Genomic DNA, 13,568 nt, shown 5'->3' with positions numbered 1-13,568 from the left:
GCGCGGTAGGTCAATGCCAGCGTCGTTCAGGTTCCCGAGCGATGCTCGTGTTCAAGTGCCAGCGTGCTTTCACGCACCGTAAGTGTTACCGGCTCGATCACATTGCGAGGCGAGAGGTCGGTATCGAGCAGCAGGTCGACCGCCATTTCGCCGAGGCGTGCCTTGTCGACCCCAATCGTGGTCAGCGACGCTTCGCGTGCCGCCTCGCCGTCTTCAAAGCCGACGATCGCCATCTCCCCGGGTACCGCGACACCCCGTCGCTCGCAAACGCGCAGGGCCGCCAGGGCCGCCACGTCGTTGAACGCGAATACCGCATCGGGCGGCGAGGCGAGTTCGAGCAGGCGTTCCATGGCCGCTGTCGCGCCGACCTGCGCGTCGACGCCCGGCGCGATCGTCACCTCGAGCGCCGGATCGAACGGCATCCCCGCTTCGAAATACGCACGCCGAAAACCGAGCGCGCGCTGGGCGATCCCATAGTGGGCGGGTGAACCGCCGATAAACGCGATACGCCGGCACCCGCGCGCGAACAGATGCGTCATCGCGAGATGCGCGCCGAGCGCATTGTCAAGATTGACGCAGCGAAAATTGGGTGCCCAGAGGTCGACCAGGACCATCGGGCGATTCAGCATCGCGAGCTTCTGCAGGTGCGCAGGTTCGATCAGGCCCGCGATGGCCAGCGCATCCGGCGCATGCCGGCGCAACTGGTCAAGCAGGTCCTCCGTCGGATCGAACGCGAGCGTACTCGTTGCGATACCCATGCCCCGTCCCACGCGTTCGACACTCTCATGCAGTTGCGCGACGAAAGTCGCGCTCGCGAAGTTGCCGTGCTCGCGCGCGGCGACCAGTGTCATGCGCCGAATGCGGCTGCGTCGCAGATTGCTATGGTCGTAGCCCATCTGCGTAGCGACGGATAAAACCCTCCGCCGCGTGGTCTCGGAAAGGCCAGGCTGATTTTTGAGCGCACGCGATACCGTGCCGATCGACACGCGCGCGACTTTCGCAATATCACGAACAGTGGTTCCCATCTAGTACCTGACTGCCAAAAATTACCGATAGCGACAGCTGGCCCTTCGGCCGAGCCGAAATAAGGACACCTTCCCCAAATAGTCGTCTTGGCGAAGCAATCCCACCTTCAATACGGTTAACGGCAGAAAATGGAGGACTTAAGGTAAAGAGAGGCAAAGCGCAGAAAAATCTGATAAATCGAGATGATGTTTAGTCGTTTCGCGAATGTTTACTAAACAAACCCAATCTGGCCAACTGCCAGGAAGACGCATCGCGCGCCCGTCCAGGTGAATCCGGGCACCGTGTGCCGAGAAGCGTGACCAGCCGGCGCGATCGATTCAAGCGGTCGGTTGCCCGAGTTTCTTCTGGAGCGCCGTGTCGTAACTCGAATGGACATGCGTGCGCTGGCGATCCGGGAATGCATACGCATAGGCCTTCCGAAGCGCGAGCGACCCTTCATGGAACGCCGACAGAATCAATTTTTGCTTGTTGTCGTAGAGCGCAATGTCGCCGATCGCGAAGACACCCGGCAAGGCGGTTTCGTAGTTGGACGTATCAACCGGAATCCGACCCGCGCGCGCATCGAGCGGCCAGCCTGCAATCGGGCCGAGGTCGGGGACCAGGCCAAAGAGCGCGATCAGTTCGTCAAAGGCGAGTTCGCGCTCCCCCTCAAGTGTCTTGACGCGGGCGCCCGTGAGCACATCTGCCGTCTCGTGCAGCGCATCGAGCGTGCCGACCACGAAGTCGATTTGGCCCGCTTGCTCTGCGGCCTTGACTGCGGCAGCCGTCGCGGGGGCGGCACGAAAATTGGCGCGCCGGTGCAACAGCGTAATATGCGTGGCAATGCCCCGCAGCGCAAGCGCCCAATCGAGCGCCGAGTCGCCGCCACCGGCGATCAGTACGCGGCGCCCCCGAAAACGTTCGGCTTGCCGGACCGCATAGTGCAAGCTCCGGCCCTCCAAGCTAGCCGCTTCGGGCAGAGCGACGCGCTGCGGCTCGAACGCACCGTTGCCGGCCGCGATCATCACGGCCGCGGTATCGAAGATACGGCCTTCGCGGGACGTGACCCGCCAGCGCTCGCCGACACGCTCGAGCGCATCGGCGCGTTGCCCCAGGTGGATCGGAAAGCCGAACGGCGCACATTGCTCGAGCAGCCGGTCGACGAGATCCTGCGCACTGCAACGTGGCACGGCCGGGATGTCGTAGATCGGCTTGTCCGGATAGAGCTCGGTACATTGGCCGCCGACGCGATCGAGCGCATCGAGCGCCACGCAGCGCAATCCGATCACACCCGCTTCAAACATTGCCCAGAGTCCGGCGGGACCCGCGCCGATGATGAGCACGTCGGTCGTTTCGACGAGTGCACAGGTGTCTCGGTCCTTTTCCGTCATTGCGGCATCCCTTCGCTCGTCACTTCGTGCATTTCGTGCGTCCTCCATGCCGGCGATCATCCGGTGAGCTCCTGTTCGATGCCGCCGGGCACGCCCATCCAGTTCGAGTATGCACCGGTCACCGGTTTTGGAGGCGAGTAGCCCCGCCAGGATCGGGTGAATAGTGGACCATCGCCCGCGCCCCCTCGTTAACCTCGAAGAGAAGGCAATCAGTCTGTGCTTTCCAAGGCGCACGCCGTCCAATTCATGCGTTCTCTCCGCCCAACGACGATCAACGGCGGCCAAGCGAGAATTCATGCGTGAAGGCGACTCATATTCTCCCGTGTCTCAATATGTAACCCAGTCCGATTCATTTACGTCCGTGTTCCTCGACGCACATTCAGTCTTCCTGAAAACGTAGCGTCCGTCCACTATCGAATCACAGTCGACGATTCGAAGAAAATTTGAGTCCGCACCTGTAAGTTTTGCCAGGGCGGCGCGACTGATCCGTCGTTGTGCGATCACCACGCCCTCTAAACCAACCCGGATGACTAGTCCTTGATGAAAACAATTCACGCATCGACTCATCAACCCATTGCAGCATCCACCCCGAAAGCTTACGCATTCCTGCATGACAAGCTGAGCCACCTGACGGCCAGCGACCGATACCGTTTCGAGGACTTCGGCTGCGGAGTGCGCGCGATCCCCGCTCATGGCTGCATTCATCACGCATTCGAACATCATGCCCGCTCGAGACCGGAGTCCATTGCCGCTGAACATCTGGGCGAAACGATCACTTATGAGGAACTGGACCGACAGGCGAATCGTCTCGCCGCGCTGCTGGCCATGCATGGCGTGATGCCCGGCGAGAACGTCGCGCTCTTCGTTCGGCGTTCGATTCCGATGCTGGTAGGCATACTCGCGATCCTGAAAGCAGGTGCGGCCTATGTGCCGCAGCATGTCCGTGTCGCCGCTGAAACGCAGCTTCGCCACATCGTGCGGACCGCGTCGACACGCGTGATCCTGACCCTCGCGGACCTTCGCGACAGCGTGCCCACGTCCGATGGACACCTATGCATTGCCATCGACACATTCATGCGCACGACGGGCGCGCATGACGTTGCCGGACCCACGAGGTTCGTTCCATCCCGTCGACCCGACCCCGACGACGGATGCTATGTCCTGTTCACGTCAGGCACGACCGGGATGCCGAACGGCGTACGCGTCACGCATCGGAATGTCTCGAACATCGTGCTGACCGCACCGGGCGATCTCGGCATGCGGCCCAATGTGCGCGTCGCGCAGATCCTCAGCATCGCCTTCGACATGGCCGCATGGGAAATTCTCGGTTGCCTCGCGAACGGCGCAACACTCGTGATTCGCGACAACGATATCGCCCGTGCCATCCGACAGGCCGACGTCGTTATTGCAACGCCCTCGATTCTCGGCACGCTCGACCCGAACGCCTGCATCAATGTCAAGACCGTCGCAGTCGCCGGCGAGCCCTGCCCCCAATCGCTCGCCGAGCGCTGGTCCGCGTTCTGCACCTTCTATAACGGTTGCGGGCCGACCGAGACGACCATCGTCAACACCATGCAGCAATATCGGAACGACGGCCGCGCGTTGACCATCGGCAAGCCGACCCCGAACAACACGGTCTACATTCTCGACGCCGAGCGCCAACCCTGCGCGATCGGCGAGGTCGGCGAGATGTGGGCGGGTGGTGACGGCGTCTCGGCCGGCTACCTCGATCAGCCTGCACTGAACGCCGAGCGATATGCGCCCGACCCCTTCCTGGGCGGCGCGCACACCATGTTCCGCACACGCGACCTCGGCCGCTGGACGCTTGACGGCGAACTCGTGCATCTGGGACGGGTCGACGATCAGGTCAAGGTGCGCGGCTTCCGTGTGGAGCTGGACTCCGTCTCGGCGCTCATCGAAACCGTCCCCTCGTGTGCGCAGGCCGTTACGCTGAAGCTCAACGACCGGTCGCTGGTGAGCTTTGTGCGGCCGGGTGACGCGGATGTCGCGACCGCTGCGCGACAGGTCGGACAAAACCTGCCCTACTACTGTGTTCCGGCTTATGTCATTGCCATCGATACTTTTCCGCTGACTTTCCGCGGCAAGATCGACAAGCGTGCGCTGCTGAGCATCGCTCTTGAGCGGCGGCAGACGGATACCGGTCTCGATCACGAGCAAACCGCGTCTCGGATTGCGGAGTGCCTCTGATGGATCATTCGCTCGATAGTTGCCTTCCCGCAGAGCGGCACATCGTCCACAGGCTCGGTGCGCAATCGTGGCTGTCACACTACCACCGGCTGTTCATGCTGGTGATCGTGGCCAACCTCGTATGGCTGGGCGTCGCGCCTCGCGCAGGCAACGCGATGCTGGCCACCCTGCTTGCGCCCTCCACGCTCGCCGATCTCGTCGTGGTCAATCTGTCGATCGCCGTGCTGGTCCGGCAGCAGTATGTGGTCAACCTTCTGTTCTGGATCGCGACTCGCGCACCGACTACCTGGCCCCTCGCGATCCGGCGCTCTCTCGCGAAGGTCTACCATTTCGGCGGGCTCCATAGCGGCTGTGCAGCAGCCGCCACCGCGTGGTTTGCGATTCATGTCATGGCGCTGACGGTTCAGGCCGTCGAGGGCGAACCCGGTGCGACGTGGGAGAGGATGACGCTCGCCTATGCGCTGCTGGGTGTGCTACTGCTGATCGTGATCATGGCGTTGCCCGCCATGCGGGCGCGCTTTCACAACGGCTTCGAACGCGTGCACCGTTTCGGCGGCTGGACCGCGCTCGCGCTGTTCTGGGCGCAAACGATCGCACTGGCCAATGATGACAGCGCAAGCCTCGGCGGAGCGTTGATTTCATCGTTCTCGTTCTGGATGCTCCTTGCCGTGAGTGTCAGCGTCGCGCTGCCGTGGCTGCGCCTGCGCAAGGTCGCCGTCGAAGTGGAGCGGCCCTCGTCGCATGCCGTCGTCGTGCGTTTCGACCACGGTGTCACGCCTTTTTTCGGTTCGTCGACCGCGATCAGCCGCAATCCGCTGCTCGAATGGCATTCGTTTGCGAATATCCCAGCCCCGGGAGAAGCCGGCTTCCGCATAATCATCTCGCGTGCGGGCGACTGGACCGGCACCTTCATCGAAGACCCGCCACGACACGTCTGGGTCAAAGGCATCACGACCGCCGGCGTCGCCCATATCGAGACCCTGTTCAGGTCCGTCGTCTATATCGCGACGGGAAGCGGCATCGGTCCCGTCCTGCCGCACCTGCTCGCACGGCGCCTGCCGATCAGGCTGATCTGGTCGACCCGGCCCCCCCGCAAGACGTATGGCGACGGAATCGTCGACGAAATCCTCGCGGCGCAACCCGACGCGCTGATCTGGGACACCGACGAGCGCGACAAGCCCGATCTGCTGGAACTCGCCTATGAGGGCTATGCCTCATCGGGCGCCGAGGCAGTGATCTGCATCGCGAACCGCTCGTTGACCAATCGGGTCGTCACCGGACTTGAAAGTCGCGGCATCCCGGCCTATGGCGCGATCTGGGATTCGTGAGACAGCATCCGTTCCACAAGAGCACCACCTTACGAAAACCTTCGACTCTCACCTTTCTGGAGATCACCATGAACGTCCATATCGAGCAGCACGGACGCGTCGTCATCGCGCGGCTGAACCGGCCCGCGGCAAAAAACGCATTGGATTCGCAGACCGCGTATGAGCTCGTGCACAAGCTCAAAGTTCTCGATCGCGACAGCGACGTCGGCTGCTTCGTGCTGTGCGGCTCGGCCGATTATTTCGCGGCCGGCGCGGACATCAAGGAGATGAAGGACAAGTCATGCATGGACATGCTCAATGAGGACTTTTTCTCCGCATGGGATGGCTTCTGCACACTACGCACGCCGAAGATTGCAGCCGTCGCAGGTTTCGCGTTCGGCGGCGGCTGCGAGCTCGCCATGATGTGCGACATGATCTTCGCCGCCGACACGGCCCGCTTCGGACAACCCGAGATCAGGCTTGGCGTGATACCCGGCATGGGTGGCTCGCAACGATTGACAGGTCTGATTGGCAAAGCCAAGGCGATGGATATGATCCTGACCGGTCGCGCGATGAGTGCCGACGAGGCCGAACGCGCGGGCCTCGTCTCACGGGTCGTGCCGGCCGCGAGGCTGATGGAGGAAACCCTCGCGGCGGCCCATACAATCGCCGGCTTCGGCAAGGCCGCCACGATGGCGGCGCGCGAAGTCGTGGACCGGGCGCTTGAACTCGGCCTGCGCGAGGGTATCCTGTTCGAACGACGCAGTTTCCACGCCCTGTTTGCGAGCGAGGATCAAAAGGAAGGCATGCGTGCGTTCATTGAAAAACGGACGCCGACGTTTGCGGGGCGCTGAAGCCAGGGCCACTCGAGCCCCGGTTTTTCGCCTGGGCGGCGCTCGGGCCGCCCAGGCAGACGGGCCTTGGCGACAGCGGGAAGCCCAAGTATCATAAAGTATCATCACTTTTGATAAGTATCAAAACCCGTGATACCTTTTGATACCTTGGACCGCGATCCCTGGCATTTCGCGCGTCCGAAGCTGGCCGAAGCCTATCTCGACGCGTTCGACCTCAAGCTTTCGTCGGCGCGGGGCATGTTTGCCCGTCGCCGCATGGGCAAGACCGAATTCCTGCGTATGGACCTGCTGCCAAGCGCCGCCGCGCGAGGCTATCTGGCCGCATACACCAACCTCTGGGACAACCGTGCGGCGCCCGAGACAGCACTGCTGGCGGCCCTCATGGAGGCGCTCGAACCGCAGGGCGTCATCGCAAAACTGCGCATACCGGTAAAGAAAGTCAAAGCCACCGCGAAAATCCCCGGCGGCGCCGAGGGATCGCTCGAGGCCGATCGTTCCATCGCGCTCCAGACGAGGATCGGCACGTGAAAGGGAGCGCAAGGCGCTCACCGCTTCCTCGCGCACCCAGCGTCAGGAACGAACCTGCGCTCAATGACGGGTTCTCGCGATGTCCTCGGCAATGCGCTGCGCCTCTATCCCGATTTCTCGCAACATTCCTGTCGGCGAAACGATGAAGCCGCAGAAATACAGACCCTGCCCGGTCCCCATTACGCCTGATGTACCCGCCCTCCACATGCCGGAAACATCGTCTTGCGCTTCAAGAAACGCGTCTGTCCGTGGGCGAAAACCTGTGGCGACGACAATCGCATCGAAGTGGAGCGAACGCCCGTCATCGAATGTCACCCCGGTCACGCTCATTTCTCTTACGTCCCCCACTACCTCGATGTAACCCTCGCGAATGAGCTTGATCGTGCCCACGTCGATGAGCGGAACCCGTGCCGTATTCCTGATTTGCGCGAGAGGCCCCATGGCGAGCTTGCGGAAACCAAGCCGGGTAATGTCCCCCATGATGAGCCGCACAAACGGCGCAGCCAGCGCATCGGAGACACGCGTGGGTAGTCGGCTCAATGCGATTCCGACGGAAAGCACCGGGATGCCCAGGATGTCGCGAGGAATGATGTTCACCGGCCCTCGCACGGCCACGGCCACCTGGGCTCCATGCTCGTGGAGATCGACGGCGATCTCGCCGCCGCTGTTGCCGAAGCCAATCACCAAAACGCGCTGCCCCCGAAACGGTTCGCCATTGCGATATGCACTGCTGTGCATGATGTGCCCGCCGAAGCGTTCTTGCCCGGGCCAACGCGGCTCATGGGGAACCGCGTTGTAGCCGCTAGCCACGACCACTCGTGGTGAACGGTAGACGCCGGCGGAGGTCGTCGCAGCCCATCCCTGCTCGACGACCCGCAGGGCCTGCACCTCCTCGCCGAAATGCGGTGCCAGCTGGAAATGCCGCGCATACTGTTCGAGATACCCGATCACGTGTTCGCGCGACGGGTATCGTGGGGTTCCCTTTGGAAAGGGAAGATAAGGCAGCGCCGAATGCGAGCGATCCGTGTGCAGGTGCAGCCGGTCATAGTGACGCCGCCAACTCGAACCGATCGTGGCCGCCCGATCCACGACAAGAAAGGGTACGTCGCGTTTCTTCAAGCACGCAGCCACGGCAAGACCCGCCGGCCCCGCACCGATCACCAGCGTGTCTGTTACGTGGTCCATGTGACACCTCGCATCGCAGACTGTGGATATCAGGCTAGCACGACACCGCGCGAGCGCAGACTGCGGCGGCCTTCCCGCGAGCGCGCCAGGATAAAGCTGTGCGCGATACCGATCTGGTTCGAGCGATCGCGTGTTCACGCCGAGCCAGTATTGGACCAAGGTCCAATTGTCACTGAGCAGTCCGTAATCAATACTCGGTGCCGTCAAGCCTGCCAGGAAAGAGGATCGAGCTGCCGGAATTCTGGACGCGGCAGTGTCGTTTCGGCAGCAAACAGCGACCGTCGGACGGCTAACCGCTGTCTGTTCAACTCAGTAAGGCTATCGCCGCTCCAACGGTTGAAGGCCTGATCAGCCTGGCGGCGGGCTAATTTCTCCGGGTCACCCCAATCGTCGCTCCACCACCCGTCCAGTTCGAGGTCATCATGAAGAAATCCATTGCAACGATCCTACTGTGCAGTGCCATGTTTGGGTCAACGAGTTGGGCACAAACTGCATCCGAGCCAATGACGAACGACGCGTCAAGCGGGCATACCGATCCGATCGTCAAGATGCGCCAACAGATTGCCGCTGCCAACAAGGAGTACAACAGGAAAGTCGCCGCCGCCAAAAAGGTCTACGAATCGGAAAAGGCCGCAGCGGCAAAAGTTCGTGACCACGCCATTGCCGCGGCACGTGGCGGCTAGGTCTCGCGTAGCCGTGCCGGCATCACCGCAGAGTGAAGCGTAGCGGAATCATCAACACCATCTGCTGTGCGGTAATCTCGGGCGGGAAAGGCGGCAACGGCTCGGCGCGCTCGATCCAGGCCTGTGCCTGCGCGTCCAGGTCTGCGTAACCGGAACCACGCGCCATTGACATCGACGACACCTGACCGTTGCGGCTCACCGCAACGCGCATCAGCACCACACCCTGCTCGCCGCGTCGCTGGGCTTGCTCGGGAAACTGCTCGAAGCGAGCCAGATGGGCCGCGAGCCCACCCTGCCAAGTGGCCAGGGCCTGCCTGCTGAGGTCTGCCGTTGCCGGGGTCGCCACAGGCGCCTGAGCGGTCCGCGGCGGAATCGAGGCCGCGGGTGCCTGAACCGCCGACGATGGCATCGAGACCATGGGCGCTTGAGCAGACTGCGGCGCCACCAGGGCCGGCGCTTGATTGGACTGTGGCACCACCGGGGCCGTGGGCGCTTGATGCATCGACTGCGCAATCGCTGGGTGTGGCCGCGTCGGTGACGGCCGACTATGCGGACGCGGCGACCGCAGCGGCGCCAGGGCCTCGTGCTGTTGCCGCGATGACACGGGCGCAGGCTTGGCTGACGCTAGCGCGGCTGGCATTGGCGATGCCGGTACCAGATCAATCATGATCGCCGCGGGTACCACGGGGCTTTTTACCGGAGTCGCCCGACGCAACAGCCACAACCCGCCTCCGATATGCGCCGCCAGTACCAGCGTCAGGCTGAACGCCCATTGAGGCCAACAGGGGCCAATCCGGGGGCAGCCACCTGTCCGCTTCAACGGGACTCCGCTCATGACTTGGCCGACGCCTCGAGGCCCACCAGCGTGACCTTCAGATATCCGGCGCCCATCAATAGTCGAATTCGAGGCTGGCCATGAACGTCCGCGGCGCCCCTAGATAAGCCGTGTCAGCACCGGTACTACCGGCGAGGTTACCGGTCGTGCCGTCTTCGATCGACGAGTAGTAGTAGACATTGGTCAGATTGTTTACCTGGAAACGCAAGGTAGTCTTGTGTTTCTGGAAGTCTGGCAAGACGTAGCGCACGCCCAGATCCAATGTCGTGTAGGCCGGGGCGAAGGAGGTGTTCGTGTTCATCGCGGCTCGTGTTCCCTCATGATGCACTGCGCCGGTCAGGGCAAAACCGTAGGCGAACCCCGGGTGGTAGTCAAACGCCAGGTCGGCTTTCCAGTTCGGAACGCCAACCACGAGCATGTCGTTCGTCGTGGGGTTTCCGGTTCCCCACAGTCTCGCATCGATATAGGTCACACCGCCAAGGACGGTGAGGTCTCGCAAAAGATTACCTTGCACGAACAGTTCGACCCCGGCATCTCTTTGCGTGCCGACGACCGAAAAGATATTGCTTGTCAGGTCGGCTTCGGCAAGCGGCCGCGTCATGCGAAAGGCGTCGAGGGAAACGAGCAGGTCGTTGCTCACTGCATACTTGGCTCCGACGTCGTACTCCGTGTCGTGATACGGTCCCATGAACTGATTCGCGTTCGCCGCGGTAGACGGCGCCTGGTCGCCTTGTTCTTCAGTCTCGGCGAAAGTTGCATACGCGGTCAGTCTGGATGACGGAGTATAGATAAGGCTGACGGTTGGGCTCAGTGCTCCATTTCGGACTTCCGAACTTGTCGTCTTGCCACTCGTATTGAAGCTCTGCCCATCAAAGAACGAAGTACTGAGTACGGCCTGAAGCGCCAGTTTCGAGTTGAAATGAATCGTATCGCCGGTGATGATGTTTTCTTGGGACAGGCTCGCGGACTCATATTCTCCGCCCGTGTTCGGGACCGGCGAGGACGGGAATACCACGGGGTTTGCCAGGCTTGCTGACCCTAGAGTCTGGGCGATATTGTTCCGATAGGAATACTGTCCATTCTCGAAACCATTGGCGCCGATCGATACGTCATTCTTCAAGCCGAAAAGATCGAAATGGCCATTGAGGGTGGCCATCCAACTGCCGATCGTAAAGTGCGGCACGGCGGTGAAGTTCTTGACGACGTTGTAGTTACCGGAATTGTCGGTCAACTCGTTCGTGATGCCGTAGAGCCCGCGAACTGCGTTTTGATAGAGACCGCCCACCTCGACGTTCCACTGATCGTTGAAACTGTGCTTGATCTTTACCAGCCCGGTATCAGTCGTAAGCTCCGGGCCCGCACCGGGTTGTCCATATCCGAGCGTGTCCGGATTGACCGCGGCGGGCAGCACGGTGCTCTTCGTTCCAGGTGTAGCGTATTGGATGCCACCGGGCAGCCCGGTAGCGCTCGTCGAATAGTGGCTGAAATCTGTTTCGATGACCGTTTGGCTATCGATATGGAAGTCGACGTCCGCGCTGATGAGTGTGCGATTGATGTTGCTGTCGGGCGCATAGCTTGAGCCCTCCCCGTGGACGACGTTGAAGCGGTACCCGATTTGACCATCCTGTCCAACCGTCCCACCGACGTCCACGTGCTCGGTGAAAACGCCCGTGGAGTCGTACCCCTCGGTATAGCTAAAGAGTGGCGCACCGGTGGGACGCTTCAAAATGTAATTGAAAACACCGGCGGGCGTCTCGGGGCCGTACAAGGAGCCGGCCAGTCCATTGAGCACCTCGACGCCAGCGAGATTTTCTGTCGCGATTGCTGTCGTACCGATGATGTTCAGTCCATCGAGCCTCGTGTTCTGCACGATGCTCCCCATGAAACCGAGCGACTGGGGCCGCGACACTTCGTAGCCTTGCTGATCCCGGATTTCAACCGAGGGGAGATATCGCAGTGAATCGTTGACGGTCTGTACCTGCTGATTGACGAGGAGATCTTCGGGAACGACCGTCACCGAATAGGGTGTCTTCAGGATCGACTGATCGCCAAGTGGACCCAGATTCGCTTTTTCCGTGTGGTATTGAGGTGTGGTGGCGAAACCGCCTGGATCCCCTGAAACTGGAGTGGTGGGTGCGGGCGCCGTAACGTTGACCTCGGGTATCTGGATCGTGCCGCCGACCTCTTGCGCGTAACTGATTTCGACTCGTAAAGACATTACCGCAACCGCCAATACTAACCGCCTCATCTTATTTTTAAGCCCGTTAAATAGATAGGCCTACAGCCTGCGCGCAAGCCTACCGAAATATATCCCCATATACATCGACCTTTCAAAAAAAAGCGGCATTCCGATGCTCGCTTTTCTGAATAAATGCCGGGCCTCGATCATATGACTGCATGGACGACCGAAAAGAGCACAATTCCGGCTTCGACCGAGGGGTACAGTGCGATTCCACGAAGCTGCCGTGAACGCAAAAGGAACGTCACCTGACAGGAACCGGCAGGCTGTTCAATCCCGATCAGGGGGATGTAGGAGGGATTCAGGCTCGCGACGGGCCAGGAAGGTCGCGCCGCTCCGGAGCCATGGTCGAAGACCTCTGGGTGGGCCCCGTTGACTTATGCGGCATCCGTGCGAACGGTTTCCATCGATGCAGCTTGGCGGACCGGAGACGAAGATTCATTTGCCGTGTACTCGACAAAGCCGTCTTCCCGGCAGAAGCTCAACAGACGCATGCCGGCACGTTGAGCGAGGTCGATCGCGAGCGACGTCGGCGCCGATATCGTGGCGAGCAGCGCAATGTTCATTCGTGCCGTCTTGCGCACGAGCTCGTAGCTCGCCCGGCTCGACAAAAAAACGAAACCGTCCTGCATGTCTTCCCGGCGCAGAGCGAGACCGCCGATCAGCTTGTCGAGCGCGTTGTGGCGACCGACGTCCTCGAACACTTCGACGATAGAGCCATCGGGCTTGCACCATGCCGCTGCGTGGATTCCTCCTGTCTCGCGCATCAGGATCTGCCGGTCGGGTAGTTCGCTCGCGGCCGCTTCGATCGCCGAAGGCGACACATCGGACATACCCTCTCGACGCGCAATCTTTTGCGGTTGCAGATCCAGCAATTCGATGCTTTCGATCCCGCATACGCCGCAGCCAGTACGGCCGGCGAGGCTACGCCGCTTGTCTTTCAACTGCAGGAACGCCGGTTGTGCAATGGTCAGCTGCACCTCCGCGCTGTCGGGGTACATGAGGACTTCGAGATCGTAGATGTCGGCCGTGCGCTCGACGATGCCTTCGGTCAAGGCGAAGCCCACCGCGAACGATTCGAGATCGAGCGGGGTCGCCATCATGACTGCATGCGAAATACCGTTGAAGACGAGCGCAACGGGGAATTCCTCAACGACATGATCCGTGACAGCCTTCGACACACCTCGCCGATGGCGGACGATCGGGCACGAAACGCTTCCGGTGTGTTCGGTGGCTGGATCACTAGACATCTTTTCTCCTTCGGGACAGTGGAGTGTGGGGCATCGCGCTTGAGCCGGCCCGCATTCCGTATGAAACATCGTACGCAATAGAT

At 61.4% G+C, this 13,568-nt stretch carries 11 protein-coding genes; 5 read left to right on the top strand and 6 right to left on the bottom strand.

From position 1 onward, the window contains the following. Positions 1-26 precede the first annotated feature (26 nt). Together HV670_RS17300 and HV670_RS17295 are read right to left on the bottom strand one after the other, a co-directional pair. The gene (locus HV670_RS17300; RefSeq protein WP_175106028.1) at positions 27-1,025 is read right to left on the bottom strand and encodes a LacI family DNA-binding transcriptional regulator; all 999 of its coding nucleotides are present in this window, start codon (positions 1,023-1,025) and stop codon (positions 27-29) included. A 318-nt stretch (positions 1,026-1,343) separates the two neighbouring features. Beyond that, positions 1,344-2,396: an NAD(P)/FAD-dependent oxidoreductase gene (locus HV670_RS17295; protein ID WP_175106027.1), complete on the bottom strand. Its 1,053-nt coding sequence runs from the start codon at positions 2,394-2,396 to the stop codon at positions 1,344-1,346. Positions 2,397-2,936: 540 nt separating this feature from the next. Here HV670_RS17295 and HV670_RS17290 point away from each other — a divergent pair. From HV670_RS17290 to HV670_RS17275, 4 genes are all read left to right on the top strand, one after another. After that, positions 2,937-4,604 carry an amino acid adenylation domain-containing protein gene (locus HV670_RS17290; protein WP_175106026.1) on the top strand — a complete coding sequence of 556 codons (1,668 nt, stop codon included), beginning with the start codon at positions 2,937-2,939 and terminating at the stop codon, positions 4,602-4,604. After that, positions 4,604-5,932 carry a ferredoxin reductase domain-containing protein gene (locus tag HV670_RS17285; RefSeq protein ID WP_217478451.1) on the top strand — a complete coding sequence of 443 codons (1,329 nt, stop codon included), beginning with the start codon at positions 4,604-4,606 and terminating at the stop codon, positions 5,930-5,932. Before HV670_RS17290 ends, HV670_RS17285 begins: the two co-directional genes overlap by 1 nt. Positions 5,933-6,000: 68 nt before the next feature. After that, positions 6,001-6,765, top strand: a complete 765-nt coding sequence (locus HV670_RS17280) for an enoyl-CoA hydratase-related protein (protein WP_175106025.1) — start codon at positions 6,001-6,003, stop codon at positions 6,763-6,765. A gap of 147 nt (positions 6,766-6,912) precedes the next feature. Continuing rightward, positions 6,913-7,293: a hypothetical protein gene (locus tag HV670_RS17275; RefSeq protein WP_246257602.1), complete on the top strand. Its 381-nt coding sequence runs from the start codon at positions 6,913-6,915 to the stop codon at positions 7,291-7,293. Positions 7,294-7,353: 60 nt separating this feature from the next. Here the strand turns inward: HV670_RS17275 and HV670_RS17270 are convergent, their stop codons facing one another. After that, positions 7,354-8,478 (bottom strand): flavin-containing monooxygenase, encoded by a 1,125-nt coding sequence (locus tag HV670_RS17270; RefSeq protein ID WP_175106024.1) that lies wholly within the window; start codon positions 8,476-8,478, stop codon positions 7,354-7,356. A 422-nt stretch (positions 8,479-8,900) separates the two neighbouring features. Between HV670_RS17270 and HV670_RS17265 the strand changes: the two genes are divergently transcribed. Further along, positions 8,901-9,161: a hypothetical protein gene (locus tag HV670_RS17265; protein WP_175106023.1), complete on the top strand. Its 261-nt coding sequence runs from the start codon at positions 8,901-8,903 to the stop codon at positions 9,159-9,161. 22 nt (positions 9,162-9,183) lie between these two features. Here the strand turns inward: HV670_RS17265 and HV670_RS17260 are convergent, their stop codons facing one another. From HV670_RS17260 to fdhD, 3 genes are all read right to left on the bottom strand, one after another. Then, on the bottom strand, positions 9,184-9,579 hold the full coding sequence (locus HV670_RS17260) for an energy transducer TonB (RefSeq protein WP_175106022.1): 396 nt from the start codon (positions 9,577-9,579) through the stop codon (positions 9,184-9,186). 472 nt (positions 9,580-10,051) lie between these two features. Then, a complete protein-coding gene (locus tag HV670_RS17255) occupies positions 10,052-12,214 on the bottom strand; it encodes a TonB-dependent receptor (protein WP_175106021.1) in 2,163 nt (720 codons plus the stop codon). Positions 12,215-12,612: 398 nt separating this feature from the next. Continuing rightward, entirely contained in the window at positions 12,613-13,485 is an 873-nt protein-coding gene (gene fdhD, locus HV670_RS17250) for a formate dehydrogenase accessory sulfurtransferase FdhD (protein ID WP_175106020.1), read from the bottom strand. Positions 13,486-13,568: the final 83 nt, after the last annotated feature.

Source organism: Pararobbsia alpina, from assembly GCF_902859895.1.
GTDB lineage: Bacteria > Pseudomonadota > Gammaproteobacteria > Burkholderiales > Burkholderiaceae > Pararobbsia > Pararobbsia alpina.
Note: the sequence above shows the minus strand (reverse complement) of the source record. Positions and strands in the feature narration are given on the sequence as shown.

Excerpts from the sequence above, each read along its gene's own strand:
- HV670_RS17300 (WP_175106028.1), bottom strand. The coding sequence starts at position 1,025 with ATGGGAACCACTGTTCGTGATATTGCGAAAGTCGCGCGCGTGTCGATC.
- HV670_RS17295 (WP_175106027.1), bottom strand. The coding sequence starts at position 2,396 with ATGACGGAAAAGGACCGAGACACCTGTGCACTCGTCGAAACGACCGAC.
- HV670_RS17290 (WP_175106026.1), top strand. The coding sequence starts at position 2,937 with ATGAAAACAATTCACGCATCGACTCATCAACCCATTGCAGCATCCACC.
- HV670_RS17285 (WP_217478451.1), top strand. The coding sequence starts at position 4,604 with ATGGATCATTCGCTCGATAGTTGCCTTCCCGCAGAGCGGCACATCGTC.
- HV670_RS17280 (WP_175106025.1), top strand. The coding sequence starts at position 6,001 with ATGAACGTCCATATCGAGCAGCACGGACGCGTCGTCATCGCGCGGCTG.
- HV670_RS17270 (WP_175106024.1), bottom strand. The coding sequence starts at position 8,478 with ATGGACCACGTAACAGACACGCTGGTGATCGGTGCGGGGCCGGCGGGT.
- HV670_RS17265 (WP_175106023.1), top strand. The coding sequence starts at position 8,901 with ATGAAGAAATCCATTGCAACGATCCTACTGTGCAGTGCCATGTTTGGG.
- HV670_RS17260 (WP_175106022.1), bottom strand. The coding sequence starts at position 9,579 with ATGGTCTCGATGCCATCGTCGGCGGTTCAGGCACCCGCGGCCTCGATT.
- HV670_RS17255 (WP_175106021.1), bottom strand. The coding sequence starts at position 12,214 with ATGTCTTTACGAGTCGAAATCAGTTACGCGCAAGAGGTCGGCGGCACG.
- fdhD (WP_175106020.1), bottom strand. The coding sequence starts at position 13,485 with ATGTCTAGTGATCCAGCCACCGAACACACCGGAAGCGTTTCGTGCCCG.